The sequence below is a fragment of the Methylomonas sp. DH-1 genome (assembly GCF_046097555.1).
GTDB lineage: Bacteria > Pseudomonadota > Gammaproteobacteria > Methylococcales > Methylomonadaceae > Methylomonas > Methylomonas koyamae.
Window position 1 is genome coordinate 280,913 of sequence record NZ_CP143089.1, and the last position, 16,060, is coordinate 296,972.

The 16,060-nt window shown below is 57.1% G+C and carries 17 protein-coding genes and 1 riboswitch; of the genes, 7 read left to right on the forward strand and 10 right to left on the reverse strand.

What is annotated here, in order from left to right:
- Window positions 1-64 precede the first annotated feature (64 nt).
- Complete coding sequence (locus VXJ35_RS01285) at window positions 65-754, forward strand: hypothetical protein (RefSeq protein WP_157198036.1); 690 nt, start codon at window positions 65-67, stop codon at window positions 752-754.
- Here VXJ35_RS01285 and cobD read toward each other — a convergent pair.
- The 4 genes from cobD to VXJ35_RS01305 form a co-directional block, all read right to left on the reverse strand.
- The gene (gene cobD, locus VXJ35_RS01290; protein WP_064020167.1) at window positions 655-1,746 is read right to left on the reverse strand and encodes a threonine-phosphate decarboxylase CobD; all 1,092 of its coding nucleotides are present in this window, start codon (window positions 1,744-1,746) and stop codon (window positions 655-657) included. The two genes, VXJ35_RS01285 and cobD, sit on opposite strands and share 100 nt — an antisense overlap.
- Window positions 1,739-2,656 carry an adenosylcobinamide-phosphate synthase CbiB gene (gene cbiB / locus VXJ35_RS01295; protein WP_064020168.1) on the reverse strand — a complete coding sequence of 306 codons (918 nt, stop codon included), beginning with the start codon at window positions 2,654-2,656 and terminating at the stop codon, window positions 1,739-1,741. The genes cobD and cbiB overlap by 8 nt, the downstream gene beginning before the upstream one ends.
- A 91-nt stretch (window positions 2,657-2,747) precedes the next feature.
- Window positions 2,748-3,323, reverse strand: a complete 576-nt coding sequence (locus tag VXJ35_RS01300; protein ID WP_064020169.1) for a hypothetical protein — start codon at window positions 3,321-3,323, stop codon at window positions 2,748-2,750.
- An 18-nt stretch (window positions 3,324-3,341) separates the two neighbouring features.
- Entirely contained in the window at window positions 3,342-5,165 is a 1,824-nt protein-coding gene (locus tag VXJ35_RS01305; RefSeq protein ID WP_064020170.1) for a TonB-dependent receptor domain-containing protein, read from the reverse strand.
- Window positions 5,166-5,283: 118 nt separating this feature from the next.
- Window positions 5,284-5,506: riboswitch (cobalamin riboswitch) on the reverse strand.
- Window positions 5,507-5,644: 138 nt separating this feature from the next.
- Between VXJ35_RS01305 and VXJ35_RS01310 the strand changes: the two genes are divergently transcribed.
- Window positions 5,645-6,091 (forward strand): GNAT family N-acetyltransferase, encoded by a 447-nt coding sequence (locus VXJ35_RS01310; RefSeq protein WP_064020171.1) that lies wholly within the window; start codon window positions 5,645-5,647, stop codon window positions 6,089-6,091.
- Between the two features lie 27 nt (window positions 6,092-6,118).
- Here VXJ35_RS01310 and VXJ35_RS01315 read toward each other — a convergent pair whose 3' ends face one another.
- From VXJ35_RS01315 to VXJ35_RS01335, 5 genes are read right to left on the reverse strand one after another with little or no spacing between them, the layout of a single operon-like run.
- On the reverse strand, window positions 6,119-6,364 hold the full coding sequence (locus VXJ35_RS01315; RefSeq protein ID WP_064020172.1) for a YfhL family 4Fe-4S dicluster ferredoxin: 246 nt from the start codon (window positions 6,362-6,364) through the stop codon (window positions 6,119-6,121).
- Between the two features lie 2 nt (window positions 6,365-6,366).
- Window positions 6,367-6,852, reverse strand: a complete 486-nt coding sequence (coaD, locus tag VXJ35_RS01320) for a pantetheine-phosphate adenylyltransferase (protein WP_064023315.1) — start codon at window positions 6,850-6,852, stop codon at window positions 6,367-6,369.
- Between the two features lie 25 nt (window positions 6,853-6,877).
- Window positions 6,878-7,462: a 16S rRNA (guanine(966)-N(2))-methyltransferase RsmD gene (gene rsmD, locus VXJ35_RS01325; protein WP_064020173.1), complete on the reverse strand. Its 585-nt coding sequence runs from the start codon at window positions 7,460-7,462 to the stop codon at window positions 6,878-6,880.
- Window positions 7,462-8,760: a pitrilysin family protein gene (locus VXJ35_RS01330; RefSeq protein ID WP_064020174.1), complete on the reverse strand. Its 1,299-nt coding sequence runs from the start codon at window positions 8,758-8,760 to the stop codon at window positions 7,462-7,464. Before VXJ35_RS01330 ends, rsmD begins: the two co-directional genes overlap by 1 nt.
- A complete protein-coding gene (locus tag VXJ35_RS01335; protein ID WP_064020175.1) occupies window positions 8,750-10,120 on the reverse strand; it encodes a pitrilysin family protein in 1,371 nt (456 codons plus the stop codon). The genes VXJ35_RS01330 and VXJ35_RS01335 overlap by 11 nt, the downstream gene beginning before the upstream one ends.
- Window positions 10,121-10,227: 107 nt before the next feature.
- Here VXJ35_RS01335 and cyoE point away from each other — a divergent pair, with 107 nt between their 5' ends.
- From cyoE to VXJ35_RS01350, 3 genes are read left to right on the forward strand one after another with little or no spacing between them, the layout of a single operon-like run.
- The gene (cyoE, locus tag VXJ35_RS01340) at window positions 10,228-11,118 is read left to right on the forward strand and encodes a heme o synthase (RefSeq protein ID WP_064020176.1); all 891 of its coding nucleotides are present in this window, start codon (window positions 10,228-10,230) and stop codon (window positions 11,116-11,118) included.
- A complete protein-coding gene (locus VXJ35_RS01345) occupies window positions 11,115-12,113 on the forward strand; it encodes a glycosyl transferase family protein (RefSeq protein WP_064020177.1) in 999 nt (332 codons plus the stop codon). The genes cyoE and VXJ35_RS01345 overlap by 4 nt, the downstream gene beginning before the upstream one ends.
- Window positions 12,114-12,156: 43 nt before the next feature.
- Window positions 12,157-13,389: a TIGR03862 family flavoprotein gene (locus VXJ35_RS01350; RefSeq protein WP_064020178.1), complete on the forward strand. Its 1,233-nt coding sequence runs from the start codon at window positions 12,157-12,159 to the stop codon at window positions 13,387-13,389.
- A gap of 589 nt (window positions 13,390-13,978) precedes the next feature.
- Here the strand turns inward: VXJ35_RS01350 and VXJ35_RS01355 are convergent.
- Window positions 13,979-14,908 (reverse strand): Dam family site-specific DNA-(adenine-N6)-methyltransferase, encoded by a 930-nt coding sequence (locus VXJ35_RS01355; protein WP_197495945.1) that lies wholly within the window; start codon window positions 14,906-14,908, stop codon window positions 13,979-13,981.
- A gap of 65 nt (window positions 14,909-14,973) precedes the next feature.
- Here VXJ35_RS01355 and VXJ35_RS01360 point away from each other — a divergent pair, with 65 nt between their 5' ends.
- On the forward strand, window positions 14,974-15,189 hold the full coding sequence (locus VXJ35_RS01360) for a helix-turn-helix domain-containing protein (RefSeq protein WP_082880763.1): 216 nt from the start codon (window positions 14,974-14,976) through the stop codon (window positions 15,187-15,189).
- Window positions 15,179-16,033 carry a hypothetical protein gene (locus tag VXJ35_RS01365; RefSeq protein ID WP_157198037.1) on the forward strand — a complete coding sequence of 285 codons (855 nt, stop codon included), beginning with the start codon at window positions 15,179-15,181 and terminating at the stop codon, window positions 16,031-16,033. The genes VXJ35_RS01360 and VXJ35_RS01365 overlap by 11 nt, the downstream gene beginning before the upstream one ends.
- The last annotated feature ends 27 nt before the right edge of the window (window positions 16,034-16,060 follow it).

Sequence of the window (16,060 nt, forward strand, 5' to 3'; positions counted from 1 at the left end):
GGCCTCTCCCCGAAAGGGGACAGTCGGCAGAAGCGAACCCGCCAACCCAACCTAAGGAAAGACTATGAAGATATTACTCGCTTTTATCTCTCTCTTGCTTTACTCCGCCAGTCCGTACGCCGCGTTGCAATTTAACTATGGCGGTGATTTTGTCAATTTCATTAGCGGTACATTTTCCGGACAAATGACGTTAAACGCATTTGCGCCGAATTATGTCGACTCGGCACCGGGAGACTTACGGTTAATTTATACCGAAAATACATCATCTTCGTTGCTAATCAACAACCAACCCTTCTCGCTGGACAACCACATTATCACAGCTTACTTCCTCGACGATGAGCCCGCAATATCCGAGGCCAACGTTGCTGACCGCGGTTTCGCCGGAATCATCCCTTCCATTATCCATGACACGTTAACAATAAGCATGTCGTCGTTGGACAACCAATATTCGGGTAGCGATTTGGTTTCAGGAGCCGAGTTTTTGTTGACTGCATTTTTTGATCGCGACACTTTTAACGCCACTGATTTGGAAAGCCACGATTATCAGGGACTCTTAAATCTGCCGGAACCTAGGTTGTTTGTATTGGAAGTCAATCGGAAATTGGGCTCTAGTGAAGATTTTCGTGGCGCCGGAATCGTCACCAACTCAAACGTTCAATCGATTCCTTTGCAGCCGGTACCGTTGCCCGGAGCGATTTGGTTAATGGGTTCCGCATTGGCCTGCGTGTACTCAAGACCACGCAAAGCGGCGTAATTCTTGATTTTTCGGTCCGCAAGAACCTGAGCGAACATCTGCCAAGCTTGCTCGTCTCCAGGCAAGCCGAAACGTAAGCTGGACGGGGAGTCGAACAAACGGGTCAGAATCCCTTGCCTGGCCAATGCATCGTGCAACGATGCTGCATTTGCATCGGCTACCCACTGAAACAAATCGCAGCCGCCGGCCGGCGTAAAACCGGCGGCATCCAGCAACTGCCGCAAGCGTCGGCCCTGTTGCTTCAGCTCGAGAGTATTTTTCTGCTGCCAGCGGCTATCCGCCAACGCCGCCGCGGCCACGTAGCGGCTGGGGTAGCTGATCGGCCAAGGCCCTAGGGCTTCTGCCAGCCGCGCCAGCAGCCCGGCTTCGGCGATGGCAAATCCGCAGCGGATCCCGGCCAAGCCGAAAAACTTGCCGATAGAACGCAACACAACCAGCCCCGGACGTACCGGCAACGCCGACAAACTGTATTCCGGCATAGTGTCGATGAAGGCTTCGTCGACAATCAACCAGCCGCCGCGCCGGTTCAAATGGCGATGCCAACTCAATAAGCGGTCCGGCTCCCACAGCCTGCCGGTCGGGTTATTCGGATTGACAACGATCAAAACGTCCAAATTGTCCAGCGCCTGCTCGACAGCCTCGGCTTGTGCTGCCAATTCGATCAAATGATGGCCGGTGTGGCGCCAATTTGCGGCGTGCTCGGCGTAGGCCGGAGCCAGTACGCCAACCCGCGATTGGCGGCGCAACTGCGGCAGAGTTTGAATCGCCGCTTGGGAACCGGCCACCGCCAGTATCGAGTCATTCCGATAGTAAGTCCGCGCCGCCGGCATTAATGCGTCGTCGTCTTCCGGTAACCGTTGCCAACATTCCGCGGGCACTGCCGGCACCGGCCAGCCGTGCGGATTGACCCCGGTCGACAAGTCCAGCCATTGCGGCAATGGAATGCCGTAACGGTTCGCCGCCTGCCGCAAGCGGCCGCCATGCTCAAGCAAACCCGCCTCCGATCGCGATCAGAATCAACCACAGGCCCAGTACGCGATAGACCAGGCCGCCGGCGCGGGCGATGTCGCCATTCTGCGCAGTCTGCTCGCCGCCGAACCAGGGCTTGGCTTTCAACTGGCCGTGGTAGACCGCGGGGCCACCTAAGCGCAGATTCAGCGCCGCGCCGCCCGCCGCCATGACCGGGCCGGCATTCGGGCTTTCCAGTAACGCGGCCTGCTCGCGCCAGGCTTGTAACGCCGGACCGGTGCGGCCAAGCAAGGCATAGCTGAGTGCCGTTAACCGGGCAGGAGCCCAGTTCAGGACATCGTCCAACCGAGCCGCGGCCCAGCCGAAATATTGGTAGCGGCGGTTGCGGTAACCCCACATCGCATCGAGAGTGTTGCTGAACCGGTATAGCACTGCGCCAAAAGGTCCGGCGACAACGAACCAGAAAATCGGCGCAAACACCGCATCGGCGCCGTTCTCCAATACCGATTCGATCGCCGCCCGCCTGACGCCGGCTGCATCCAAATCGGCAGTTTCGCGGCTAACCATGTAGGCCACTCGGGACCGAGCCAGCTCCAGATCCCCCGCCGCCAATGCCGTCCGCACCGCTTCGGCATGCTGTTGCAGGCTGCGCGGAGCGATGCAGAAATACAGCAATATGATGCCGAACAAGGTTTGCCATGCTTCGGTAAGCAGCAATAGCGGCAACGCTGCGGCGCAAGGCAGCAAAGCCACCAGCAATGCGCAAACGCCGGCAATCTTTTGCCGTGCCGGGGTCTGTTCGGGTATGAGCAGGCGCTGCTCCAGCCAAGCAGCCCAACGGCCGAAGGCGGCTAGCGGATGGTAAGTATTGCCCGGCTCGCCCAAAACATAATCCAAGGCGACGGCCAGTAGCACAATCGAGAACAACGCCATTCAACAATGCAAACACGGGAGCCGGCAACGCCAATCCGGCGCACTGGCTATCGGGAAGGGAACGGGGCGGGCCAAGCCGCCCCGGATCGATTTAAGCCGCGTGCCGCGAAGCTTTAGCGGCGAGCATGGCTTTGCCGGCTTTAACCAAGCCGAAAATGATTACGCCGTAAATCAAGGTCGACGATAAGTGCGGCAGATAGTACATCGCCACCCGCTCCAGATATTGGCCGAACGACGGCTCGGGATAACGGCCGGACAGCCAGTAAAAGCTACCGTTGGAGATCAAAAACGCTACTGTGGCGGCGGCCCACAATGCGGCGAATTGCTGTGCGGCCGACACTGCGGTCAGCGTCGTGAATTTGCGGCACCAACGGCCGCCCAACCACATCGCCGCATAAGAGCCGATCAAAAAGCCGTAGGCGTTGGAGACGCAAAAATCGCTGACGCCCAGCTTGGTAATCGCCAAATAGTCGATCAAACCGGCTTCCAACAGCAGCAACGCGAACAAGTAGCGGCCGCCCAACCACAGGCCGGCGCAGAAGAACACCGCCAGCGATGCGTCGGGCAGCGCAAACGGAGTACCGAAATGGTGAAAACGGGTCGCGGCCATCAACGCCATCAACGCCACGGCGCCGGGTTTCACGGCCAAAAATCGATTCGAGTTCATAAGTAGTCTCCGAAAAAATCAGTAATTGTAATGGATAGAGAAAAAGAAATTTCTACCGAAATTGTTGTAAGTGCTGAGGGTTTGGTATTGCTGGTCGAGCATATTATTGAGTTTGGCGCTGAACATCCAATGTTTATCGACATGGTAAGCGGCGCGAACATCGATCGTCATGAATGCGCCCAAGCGGACCGTATTGGCCGTATTGTCGAAACGTTCGCCCTGCGCCAGCACGGCAGCACCGACATCGAACGCCGCGAAACTGCGCGAAACGTCGTACGACAAGGTCTGGGTGGCGCGCCGCGGCAGGCGCAAATTGTTGGCCCGGTCTTTTGGCGTCAGCAAATTCATACTCAACTTGTTGTGCCAACCGAGTAAGTCGCCGGAGATTTCCGCCTCGATGCCGTCGATCTGCGCCTTGCCGATGTTTTGCGCCGTCAACGGCCGGCCGCTGAATACGATCAACTGGTCGATGTTGCTATGGTAAGCCCGAATTTCCCATTGCATCCAACCATGGTTGCCGGCAAAGCCGCCTTCGAAATTGGTCGACTGTTCGGCCTGCAGATGCGGATTGCCGAAGCCCGGAAAATACAACTGGTTGAAGGTCGGGGCCTTGAAGGCGTTGCCGAAGCTGGCGAACGCGCTCAAGCCGTGGTCCCAGTTGAAACGCCAACCGAAGTTTCCGGTCAGGCTGCTGCCGAAGGCCTGGTTTTCGTCCCAACGCAACGAGGCATTGGTGAAATGCCGCTCGAACCAACGGCTGTGCAACTCGATAAAACCGCCGGCATCGTAGCGCGAATTTTCCGCATAACGCGTCGTGCTTTCGACTTGGTCCAGCCGGTAGTCCGCCCCCAGCGTCAATTGCTGGGTTTTGTGCAGATTGAGCTGGTTCAACCAGCTTGCGTTCCAGCGCGTGGTATCGAAGTTAGTGGCGAATGCGCCGGAATGGCGGAACTGGTCGGCCTCGTCCAGACTCTGGCCGACCCGCAAAGTCGAACGCCAGACGTCGTTGAGGTCGGCGCTGGCCGATGCGCCCACCGTTTGATTGATGAACAGCGTCGTGCTGCTGGTGGCGTTATCGATTTCGGTTTCGCCCTCGGCGCGCAAAAAGAATGCCTCGAGCTCGGCGCCGTTATCGAAGCGATAGCCGGCCTTGGCATTCAAGCCGGTATTGTTGTAGCCGTCGCGATCCGGGTTGAAGCCGTTGGCTAGCGTGGTACCGCTCTGGGCATTGATCCCCTGGCTGCCGAACTGCGAAGCGCCCAGGCTGTACCAGGCCTGCCCCCATTTGCCGTTGATTGCCGCGGAGCCCTGGTAGCTATCGTAAGAACCGCCGCCGGCTTCCAGCGCAATATTCGGCCGCTCGCTATTGCCGCCTTTACGGGTAAAAATCTGAATCACGCCGCCGATGGCTTCCGAGCCGTATAAACTGGACTGCGGCCCGCGAATGATTTCGATCCGCTCGATTTGGTCAACCGGTATGTATTGAAACGGCGTCGTGCCGGTAGTCACCGAGCCGACCTTGATGCCGTCGACCAACACCAGCACGTGATCGGCATTGGTGCCGCGCATGTAAACGTTGGTGTCCTTGCCGTAACCGCCGCTTTGCACCATGTCGATACCGGTCGAGCCTTTCAACAGCTCGGGCAGAGTTCTGACTTGCAAGCGTTCGATATCTTGTCGGGTATAAATCGTCGTCGCGGTCGCCAGTTCGTTTTGGTTGCTGTCCGAGCGCGTCGCCGTCACGACGGTTTCGGGTAAATTGGCGGCCTGCTCGGCGGCAAAGCCGGGTAGAAACGCGCCGATGCCGGCCAGCGGCAAAGCCATGATAATTTTGTTTTGCATAACGTCCTCTGCGCCCACCGCGCATCCGGGTAAAAAACGACAGAGGAGAAATCGGCGAGAGAATAGGCGGAGAACGGGCTGGGCGCGGGCTCTGACCATTCCGTAACAGCCCTCCGCTGTCTCGAATGATCTTCCGGGCCAGTCTCCGGGCTCATAAGCGGCTTGAGGGCCTAAACCGCGCACCTTCCCATGCGAAACGCACAGTGGCAAAAACGCGGTTCTTTACTTATCTACCGTTGCGGGGGCAGCGTCGGCATGGGCAAAACGAAATTTGCCGCACCGACTTCCTGTTTAAGTTTGGCCGAGATTTCGGACCCAACACCTGAAAGAAGGTCGGGGATTGTAGTTGATCGAGAATGGGCAGGCAAGGCAGGCCGCCTGCCAAATTGCTATCCGAACCAGCGCTAGGCCGAAATTACCGCGGTGCGGCGGCTTGGATTAGACTGGTTCAATTTATCGCAGCAGGTAGGAGACCGGACATGCAAATCGTTACCGCTACCGAGGCCAACATTCCGGCCCTGTGCCGGCTGTTGGCGCAATTGTTCGAACAGGAAGCCGAATTTGTCGCGGACGAAACCGCGCAACGCCGCGGCTTGAGCCGAATCATCGCCGATCCGCAATTGGGCCGGATTTTCGTGGCGCGCCGCGACGGCGAAATTCTGGGCATGGTCAATCTGCTGTTCAGCGTATCGACGGCGCTGGGTACGCCGGTGGCCTGGCTGGAGGATCTGGTGGTGGATGCCCGCTTTCGCGGTGAGGCGGTCGGTTCGGCATTGTTGCAGCATGCGGTCGAGTTCGCCCAACAACGGGGCTGTCGGCGGATCACGCTGCTGACCGATGCCGACAACAGCGCCGCACAACGTTTTTACCGGCGCCACGGCTTCGAGTTTTCGCCGATGCGGCCGATGCGGCGGCTGTTGCCGTAAGGCCGCGCCGCATCGGCTAAGGCAAGATCAAGCGGTCAGTTTCAGATACTTGCGGTACAACGAGTCCTTGTCTTCGGCATGGTCCGGATCCTTGTCGATGCAGTCCACCGGACAGACTTCCATGCATTGCGGCTTGTCGTGGTGGCCGACGCATTCGGTGCATAGGGACGGATTGATCACGTAAATCTCTTCGCCCTGCGAAATCGCGCCGTTCGGGCATTCCGGCTCGCAGACATCGCAGTTGATACAGTCGTCGCTGATGATAAGCGCCATAATTACTCCTCGGAAAATTTTTCGGTTAAACGTTGTTTGACCAGGTCGGGCACGAAACTGGAAACATCGCCGTGCAATTGGGCGATTTCGCGAATCATGCTCGACGAGATGAATTCGTATTGTTCGGCCGGCGTCAGAAACACGGTCTCGATGTCCGGACACAAACGCCGGTTCATGCCGGCCAATTGAAATTCGTATTCGAAATCCGATACCGCGCGCAAGCCGCGGATGATGACGCTGGCCTGGTGTTGGCGAGCGCAATCCACCAACAGCGTGTCGAAACCGATCACGCTGACGTTGCTGAATTCGGTGACCACATCGCGAATCAACGATACCCGCTCGTCCAACGAAAACAGCGGCTTTTTACCCCGGCTGACGGCAACCGCGACGATTACATGCGGATAAAGCCGGGAGGCGCGGTGAATCAAATCCAGATGCCCGTTGGTAATAGGATCGAAGGTACCGGGATAGATTGCGGTGATATTCATTGGCTTGGCAAACGGCAAAAGGGACTCATTCTAAACCATTCGCCGAATTAAAAGCAGCGGGCTGCCTTTGCAGCAGCCGATAACAGACTTCGCCGGCCACCTTTTCCTTCAATAAGCCCCAGTTTGCCGGCAAATCCGCCGTTTGCCAGTTTTTTTCGCTTTCCAGATAAATTTTTGCGTAATCCTTCAGCCAGCCTTGGCTTTCCAGCAAGCGGCAAGCCGGCTCCAGCCAGCCTTGGCCGAACGGCGGGTCCAGAAATACCAGATCGAATGCCTGGGCCGGTCCGGCCAGATAGGCGGCGGCGTCTTGCTGCACCACCTGAATCTGGCCGGCCGCCAAGCGGGCGATATTCTCGCGCAAACGCCTGCAATTGCCGGGGTTGTCCTCGACTTGTACCACTTGCTTCGCGCCGCGCGAAGCGGCTTCGAACCCTAACGCGCCGCTGCCGGCAAACAAATCCAGGCAGCGGCTGCCGTAAATATCGGCCTGCAACCAATTGAACAGCGTCTCCCGCACCCGCGACGGCGTCGGCCGCAGTCCCGGCGCATCGTCGAAAACGATTTGCCGGCTGCGCCATTCGCCGCCGATGATGCGGACTTGGTTAGCCATCAGGATTTTTGCCCTACCGTGACGGTTTGTAGCAATTCCGGTTTGACCCGGCGTTTGAACGCGTCCTTGATCTGCTCGACCGTGACCGCTTCCACGTTGCTTTGGAAGGTGTCCAAATAATCCAGAGGCTGTTGGTAAAAGCCGATCATCGCCACGTAGTCGCTGAGCTTGCTGTTGGTATCGAAACGCATGGCAAAGCCGCCGGTGATGTTTTGTTTCGCCGCCGTCAACTCCTTGTCGGTCGGGCCTTTTTCCAAAAATTCGGCAAAAGTTTTGCGCAACACGCCGAGCGCTTGCTCGGTTTGGTCGTTACGGGTCTGCAGGCTCATCATGAACGGGCCCTGCCGATACAGCGGTGCGAACACGCTATAAGCGCCGTAGGCCAAGCCGCGCTTTTCCCGGACTTCCTCGAACAAGCGCGATACCATGCTGCCGCCGCCGAGGATGTGGTTGCCGACGTACAAGGCAAAATAATCCGGGTCTTTGCGGTAGGTGCCGGGCAAGCCGACCAGCACGTGGGTTTGGCTGGATGGAAACTCGATATGCTGGGTCGTAGTCTGGCTCGGCATCGTCACCGGCGGAATTTCCGCCGGCTTGCTGCCGACCGGCAGTTTACCGAGCAACTGGTTTGCGGTGCGCTCGGCCTGCTCGCGGCTGACATCGCCGACGATGACGACGATGGCGTTGGCGGCGACGTAATACTTTTGGTAAAACGCCTTCAGATCTTCAGCCGTAAAGCCGGCGACGGTCTGGACGATGCCGGTTTCCGGATGCGCATAAGGATGCTCGCCGTATAGCGCTTTGCCGAAGGCGATACTGGCCAATTCGCCGGGCGATTCTTCCCGGTGTTTCAAACCGGCCAGGGTTCTGGCTTTTTCGCGTTGGAAGTCGTCTTCGCGAAACGCCGGCCGGCTCAATACGGTTTCGAAGGTTGCCAAGGCCTTGTCGAACAAAGCCCGCTCGGTCAAGGTGCGGACCGACAACCAGGCCATATCTTCGCTGACGCCGGCCGAATATTGGGCGCCGACCGATTCGAAACGCTGGGCGATGTCGTCGGCGCTCCAATCGCCGGCGCCGCTGTCCAACAAGGCCGAAGTCAGCGCGGCGACGCCGAATTGGCTGTCGTCGCGCGCGCTGCCGGCATCGAACACCACCCGCACGTCCGCCATCGGCAAGCCGGCGGTGCGCACGTAGTAAACCCGGCTGCCCTGCGCGGTTTGCCAATGTTCGATTTTGGCCGCCGGCCAGGCCAATTGGCTGAATGCCAGCAACAACAGGCCGATTAAATTAAAACGCATGGTGAACTCCTGTCAGTTTTTTCGGTTTGGCGGCTTCGGTGATCGGTTGCGGGTCCAGGTAGGCCACCGTCAGTGTGTCTTCGATCAGATATTTGCGCGCGACTTCGCGTACTTGTTCCGCAGTGACCTGATTGATTTTGGCGACATACTCGTCGGCGCGTTGCCAGCCCAAACCGACCGTTTCCAGCGTACCCAACTGCATGGCCTGATAGAAGTTGGAATCTTTCTGGTAGACCGAGCTGGCCAGTACCTGGGCCTTGATCCGCTGCAACTCGTCCTTGTCGATCAGCTCGTTTTTCAACTGGTACACCTCGTCGAGTAAGGCGTATTCCAAATCGAACACGGTTTTGCCGTCGGCGGGCGTGCCTTCCAACAGGAACAACTCGGGCAGACGCGAAGTCAGGTCGTAACCGGCGCCGGCCGAGACCGCGATTTGCTTGCCGCGCACCAAGCGCGACGGCAAGCGGGCGCTGTCGCCGCCGTCGAGTACGCCGGCCAGCACTTCCAGCGCATAAGCCTCCCATTCCGGTTTAGCGGAGTTCAACACCGGCACTTTGTAGCCCATCATCAAGTAGGGCAGTTTGGCCGGCGCCTTGACCGTGATGCGGCGCACGCCGCGCTGTTCGCTTTCGGCCTGCGGCTTGACCGGTTTGATCGTGCTGGGTTGCAACGGCGCGAAATATTGTTCGGCCAGTGTTTCGACCTGTTTGGCGTCGACGTCGCCGACCACGACCAGGGTGGCGTTATTCGGCGCATACCACTTTTGGTACCAGGCTTGCAGGTCTTCGATTTGGTAATTGGCGATGTCGGACGGCCAGCCGATCACCGGGTTTTGATATGGGCTGTTGGTAAACGCCGCGGCCATGAATTGCTCGTGGACTTTGGCCCGCGGCTGGTCGTCGGTACGCATCCGCCGCTCTTCGGTCACCACTTCCAACTCTTTCTTCAGCTCGTCGGCTTTCAGGTTCAGGTTACGCATGCGGTCGCTTTCCAGCTTGAAGCTGATCTCCAGCCGCGACTTTTCCAGGGTCTGGAAATAGGCCGTGTAATCCTGGCCGGTAAAGGCGTTTTCGTTGCCGCCGTTCTCGGCGATGATCCGGGAAAACTCGCCGGCCGGATATTTTTCGGTGCCTTTGAACATCATGTGCTCCAGCATGTGCGAGATGCCGGTAATACCGCCCGGCTCGTAGCTGGAGCCGACTTTATACCAGACCTGGGATACCACCACCGGCGAGCGATGGTCTTCCTTTACCAGTAGTTTCAAGCCGTTAGCGAAAACATGTTCGTGCACCTTACTGTCTTCGGCGTGCGCCAGCACGACCGGACAAAGCAGCGTCAGCGCTGCAAGCCTGTGTTTCATAAATCCCTCGTTGACTAAAAGACGGTGAGCGCCTGTGATTGTTTTAATAATCATTGGTTCACTGTTATTCTATATGTTTGAACGCGTTCCAATCCAACTGCTACTCGATGCCAGACACCACCGCCCCGCTTTCCTGGAAAGACTACTACGAGCTCTGCAAGCCCAGAGTCGTTGCGTTGATCGTGTTTACCGCCATCGTCGGCATGTTGTTGGCGGTTCCCGGCATGCCGCCGTTGGCCAATTTCCTGTACGGCACGGTCGGTATCGGCCTGGCCGCGTCTTCGGCGGCGGCGATCAACCATTTTCTGGACCAGAAGGCCGACGCCGAAATGGCCCGCACCCGCAACCGGCCGCTGCCGACCGGGCACTTGCAGCCGCGCCAAGTTTTGGTGTTCGCCAGCGTGATCGGTTTTATCGCAATGGCGATCCTGACCATCAAAGTCAATCTACTGACGGCTTTTCTGACCTTTTTGTCGCTGATCGGCTATGCCTTGATCTACACGGTTTACCTGAAGCGGGCGACGCCGCAAAACATCGTGATCGGCGGCGCGGCCGGCGCGGCACCGCCGGTATTGGGTTGGGCCGCGATCACCGGCGAAGTGCATCCGCACGCCTTGCTGCTGTTTCTGATCATCTTCGTCTGGACCCCGCCGCACTTCTGGGCGTTGGCGATTGCCAAACGCGACGAATACGCCAAGGTAGCGATTCCGATGCTGCCGGTGACCCACGGCGTCGAATTCACCCGGCTGCAGATTCTGCTCTACACCATTCTGCTGCTGATTTCGACGCTGCTGCCGTATCTGACCGGCATGAGCGGCCTGATTTACCTGGTCACCGCGTTTCTGCTGGGCCTGGGCTTTATTTACTACGCGATCCAAATGATGCGCAAAAAGGACAATAAAACCGCGATGCGCACCTTCGGCTATTCCATCGTCTATTTGATGCTGATCTTTGCCGCCTTGCTCATCGACCATTACTTCCCGCTGTCCCTCTCATGACGCTAACTACCGCAGAACACCCGTTCGCCGAATTCATCAAAATCCTCGGCAAAGGCAAGAAAGGCGCCCGGCCGCTGACGCAGGACGAAGCCTACCGGGCCATGAAAATGATCCTGGCCGACGGCCAAGTCGAACCGATCCAGCTTGGCGCCTTTCTGATGCTGATGCGGGTCAAGGAAGAAACCTGCGAGGAATTGGCCGGCTTCGTCGCGGCGGCGCGGGAAAGTTTTGCCTTCGACAACAACGTCGCGGTGGACCTGGATTGGTCGTCCTATGCCGGCAAGCGCCGCCATCTGCCGTGGTTTTTGCTATCGACCTTGCTGCTGGCGGAAAACGGCATCAAAGTCTTCATGCACGGCGCCGGCGGCCATACCCAAGGCCGGCTCTACACCGAAAACGTGCTGCGGGCGCTGGGTATCGACGCCGCCCAGTCGATTGCCGAAGCCGGCCAACAGATCGAACGTACCAATTTCAGCTACCTGTCGCTGGAACACATCTGCCCGAAACTGTACGACATGATCAATCTGCGGCCGGTGATGGGCTTGCGCTCGCCGGTGCATACCCTGGTCAGATTATTGAATCCGTTCGATGCTACCGCCAGCATCCAGGGCATTTTCCATCCCAGCTACCGCCAGGTGCACCAGAAAGCCGCGTTGCTGCTCGATCAGAAACACATGGCGGTATTGAAAGGCGAAGGCGGCGAAACCGAACGCAACCCAGACGTCGAATGCCTGGTGCAAAGCGTACACGACGGCGAGCTCAGCGACGAAATCTGGCCGGCTTTGTTCGAACGCCGCCACATGAAAGCCGAAGAACTGGAGCCGCAACTATTGGCCCAGGTCTGGCGCGGCGAGCTGGACGACGAATTCGGCCAAGCCGCCGTGATCGGCACCGCCGCGATTGCTTTGAAACTGCTGGGTAAAGCCGACGACCAGACGCAGGCCGAAGCCTTGGCCGCCCAATTCTGGGCCGCGCGCGACCGCAACCGGTTTTAAACGCCATCCACTACTACGCCCCGCGCGTATCTCGAAACTCAGCATGCCCGCCGGCCCCGCAGCAAAGGTCGCCATCGTCGGTGCCGGCCCGGCCGGCCTGATGGCCGCCGAAGTCATCAGCCAGGCCGGCATCGCCGCCACCGTATACGACGCCATGCCGTCGGCCGGCCGCAAATTCCTGATGGCCGGCAAAGGCGGTATGAACATCACCCACGCCGAAGCCTTCGATGCATTCTTGTCCCGCTACGGCCCGCGCCGCGCCGAACTGGAACCGATGCTGCAAGCTTTTACACCGGACGATTTGCGGGCCTGGGTCAAAGGTTTGGGGATAGCTACCTTCGTCGGCAGCTCCGGCAGGGTATTCCCGACCGAAATGAAGGCGGCGCCGTTGCTGCGCGCCTGGCTGCATCGCTTACGAAGCAACGGCGTGCAATTTCGGATGCGCCACCGCTGGCTGGGCTGGGCCGACGGCGCGTTGCGCTTCGCCACGCCGGACGGCGAGCGCCATGTCCAGGCCGATGCGACGCTGCTGGCACTGGGCGGCGGCAGTTGGCCGCAACTGGGTTCGACCGGGGCCTGGACCGAAATTCTGGCCGTGCGCGGCATCGGCTTATCGCCGCTACGCCCGGCCAATTGCGGCTTCGAAACCGATTGGAGCGACGTATTCCGCCAACGTTGCGCCGGCCAACCGCTCAAATCGGTGGTCGCGACATTTCGCAATAACCAAGGCGAAACGTTCAGCCAGCAGGGCGAACTGACCGTCGCCGATTACGGCCTGGAGGGCGGCTTGATCTACGCCCTGTCCGCGCCATTGCGCGACGCCATCGCCGCGGCCGGTGCGGCAACGCTATGGCTGGATTTGCTGCCGGACCGCAGCCCGGAAAACATAGCCGAGCGTCTGGCCAAACCGCGCGGCAAGGACAGCCTGAGCAATTACCTGCGCAAACGGCTAGCCATCGATGGCGTCAAGACCCTGCTGCTGCGCGAAGCCCTGCCCGCCGCCGAACTCAACAATTCGGTCAAGCTGGCCGCCGCACTCAAAGCCCTGCCCATCGTCTTGCATCGCCCGCGCCCCATCGCGGAAGCCATCAGCAGCGCCGGCGGCGTCGAATTTGAAGAGCTGGAGCAAAACCTGATGCTGCGTAAACTACCCGGCACCTTCTGCGCCGGCGAAATGCTGGATTGGGAAGCGCCGACTGGGGGGTACTTGTTGACGACTTGTTTGGCTAGCGGGCGGATGGCGGGGTTGGGTGCGGTCGGGTGGTTGAGATCGTGACGGGTATATGGAGTCTTTACTAACCAACAGGTTATCGACTGCTGATGATATACAGAAAGGGAAAGCCCTTGTAGTCCGCTAATTTGTTGAGGGGAAGCAGGATTCGTGGTAGTTATGCAGAAACTATCTAATTCCTAGTTAGGCCCACTCTCAATTCATCGATATGAACAAGTCAAAAGCGCCATGTTTCGGGCAGTCAGCCGAGGAAATCGAATCCTGGCTTCGCACAAACGTAAAGATCGGCACTTCTGTTGCTATCCGCATAACTCAGGCGGGGCTTCTTCATTACGTTCCTGCGAGAGTTGTGAGACTAGGGCGGGGCAGGTTTGAGGTTGAACCAGAGGCGAAGTATGGCTTGGGCACTGGCGGAAGATTCTTCTACTACTCGGGGAAGAACTGTTGGCATCCAAAAGGCCAGACTCGACTCGTCATTCCGACTGATGAGGTCCTTGCAGCGTATGGGCCTCCTGGCTCACTCGGCATTTCGTATGGTCCATTCACTGTGTAGCTTTCGCTCAAGGCACGCACCGTGGGGCTAACAACTCATTCAAGCCGAAGCCGCTTCGCGGCTTAATTCGGGTGTTGGGCATCAGAACGTCAGTAGCAAGCGGTCGTGAACTTCATGATCTTCGAGGCTCCGCCCATCCATTTGGAATCGTTTCAGCATTGACCGGCCTACATTAACGAACTCTTCACGTTCAAACAGCCCATCAGGAATCGCAATGTCGCACAGTTTACGTCCAGAATATTTGGTGCCGTCGATGCTCAATGCGACATACACCCCCCTTGCTTTGCAAGAAGCAATCGAATCGAAGAGACGTTGTAACGAGAATGCCTGCGCACCGTAAAGGATAGCTTGACTATCAGCGTATGGGGGGTCGCAGTAGATCAAGTCCCCTTTTTTAGCTCTATCCATAGCCTCTGCGAAATCCAAATGTAAAAAGCGCGTGCCTTGAGTTCGTGCGTACCAAATTTCCACCCGTTTCCCAAAACTTTCCGGCGAAACTGGATTATGAACACCAACTGGTGTGCTCATATGACCATCATTTTTACGAAAGCGGACAACACCGCCGTAACATGCTCGACAGAGAAAGAGAAGATCGGCCCCGTTTGGCTTCTTGTTATAGTTTGCGAGTACTTTCTCGTATGCAGTCTTCTTGCCTAGCTGCGCCATCAGCGCGTACCGTTCCGCGTACTGCTGTTTTAATAGTTCTCTATTGCTGTGAAGGGTCTGCCATATCTGAACTAATGGTGAAAACGCATCGCTGGCTATCGCCTTCTTCGGAGCTAGTACTCCTAATACACCGCCACTTCCTAAGAACGGCTCGAAATAAGTACCAAACTGCTTTGGGAAAAATTCGATTATCGAGTCCGCTTGCTTCTGTTTGTTGCCGACCCATTTCAAAAGCTGGGTATGAAACGGCTTTGTCCCACACGAAACTGGAATAGGAGCCTCTTCGAGTGTAAATAATTCTGTTTGTTGTTGGGTAGTTTGCGCGAGCATTTGATTAGTGTTCATAGTTGACTGAGTTAATTCTAGCATTCTAATTTTGAATATTCCAATATTGAATTTACAGTGTTGAGATGAAAAAAGAACGTCTCTCCGCTCTACTGCGACAAATTCGCCTAGATGCCAACCTCACTCAGCTTCAGATTGCCCAAAAAATCGGACAAACACAATCTTATGTGTCCAAGTACGAAAATGGCGAACAAAGGCTCGACCTAATCGAGCTGGAAGCTGTATGCAAAGCGGCGGGTATATCATTAAATGACTTTGTGAAACGATACCTTGAAAGCTGATCCTCGGTTTCTCACCCAACCCAAAGAGTTTTGGGCAAACGTCCGAACAATTAGCCAAGAAGTCGGCTACACCCAGCGTGGTGCAAAATCCATCAAGATTCCTTCCTTGAAGGCCATCCGTCACAAATTTGCTCGGCTCGGTCTCAGTACGGTTCACATTGCCAACTCGGATAGCACTTTGACCGATTTCGGCCAACGCTTGTTCGACTACTTCACTTTTCGGGCCACCGTGCTGAATGAGACTGTACAAGGACATTTCATGAAGAAAGAATCTGCTGAAATTGAATTCAATCGACTTAAATCGCAATTGAAACCGAACTGTCCATTGCCCATGAACAAGCAAAAAGCCGAAAAAAAGAACTATGCCTTCTTAACAGGCATGGTCAACATGCTGGTGGAAGCAAATATTGGCGGCTCTCCGTGCGATTACGACCCACGCAGCCTAACCACGATGACCCATGACGCGATGCCGTTGCGTACGCTTTCACGGCGCGTGGATGGCGCGTTCCCTTCTGTAGTCAACCCTATCGCAATTTGGGAAATCAAGGAATACTATTACACCACAACATTCGGTAGCCGCGTGGCAGATGGCGTATATGAGACGCTATTGGATGGGATGGAACTGGAAGAACTCGAAGCTGCTGCTAAGCGCAAGGTTCAGCACGTCTTGTTTATCGACGATTATTTTACATGGTGGGAGTGCGGGCGATCATATCTGTGCCGCATGATTGACATGCTACACATGGGATACGTTGATGAAGTTGTGTTTGGCCGCGAAGTGTTCACGCGCCTTCCTGAATTGGCTAGGGAATGGAAAACAGCTTATGACGGATTTGAAAAATAATCGCCCAACAAAACGCTCCAGCGGACT

What these genes read in the sequence shown, in the direction of transcription:
- VXJ35_RS01285 (WP_157198036.1), top strand. Translation starts at nt 65, where the DNA reads ATGAAGATATTACTCGCTTTTATCTCTCTCTTGCTTTACTCCGCCAGT.
- cbiB (WP_064020168.1), bottom strand. Translation starts at nt 2,656, where the DNA reads ATGGCGTTGTTCTCGATTGTGCTACTGGCCGTCGCCTTGGATTATGTT.
- VXJ35_RS01300 (WP_064020169.1), bottom strand. Translation starts at nt 3,323, where the DNA reads ATGAACTCGAATCGATTTTTGGCCGTGAAACCCGGCGCCGTGGCGTTG.
- VXJ35_RS01305 (WP_064020170.1), bottom strand. Translation starts at nt 5,165, where the DNA reads ATGCAAAACAAAATTATCATGGCTTTGCCGCTGGCCGGCATCGGCGCG.
- VXJ35_RS01310 (WP_064020171.1), top strand. Translation starts at nt 5,645, where the DNA reads ATGCAAATCGTTACCGCTACCGAGGCCAACATTCCGGCCCTGTGCCGG.
- VXJ35_RS01315 (WP_064020172.1), bottom strand. Translation starts at nt 6,364, where the DNA reads ATGGCGCTTATCATCAGCGACGACTGTATCAACTGCGATGTCTGCGAG.
- coaD (WP_064023315.1), bottom strand. Translation starts at nt 6,852, where the DNA reads ATGAATATCACCGCAATCTATCCCGGTACCTTCGATCCTATTACCAAC.
- rsmD (WP_064020173.1), bottom strand. Translation starts at nt 7,462, where the DNA reads ATGGCTAACCAAGTCCGCATCATCGGCGGCGAATGGCGCAGCCGGCAA.
- VXJ35_RS01330 (WP_064020174.1), bottom strand. Translation starts at nt 8,760, where the DNA reads ATGCGTTTTAATTTAATCGGCCTGTTGTTGCTGGCATTCAGCCAATTG.
- VXJ35_RS01335 (WP_064020175.1), bottom strand. Translation starts at nt 10,120, where the DNA reads ATGAAACACAGGCTTGCAGCGCTGACGCTGCTTTGTCCGGTCGTGCTG.
- cyoE (WP_064020176.1), top strand. Translation starts at nt 10,228, where the DNA reads ATGCCAGACACCACCGCCCCGCTTTCCTGGAAAGACTACTACGAGCTC.
- VXJ35_RS01345 (WP_064020177.1), top strand. Translation starts at nt 11,115, where the DNA reads ATGACGCTAACTACCGCAGAACACCCGTTCGCCGAATTCATCAAAATC.
- VXJ35_RS01350 (WP_064020178.1), top strand. Translation starts at nt 12,157, where the DNA reads ATGCCCGCCGGCCCCGCAGCAAAGGTCGCCATCGTCGGTGCCGGCCCG.
- VXJ35_RS01355 (WP_197495945.1), bottom strand. Translation starts at nt 14,908, where the DNA reads ATGAACACTAATCAAATGCTCGCGCAAACTACCCAACAACAAACAGAA.
- VXJ35_RS01360 (WP_082880763.1), top strand. Translation starts at nt 14,974, where the DNA reads ATGAAAAAAGAACGTCTCTCCGCTCTACTGCGACAAATTCGCCTAGAT.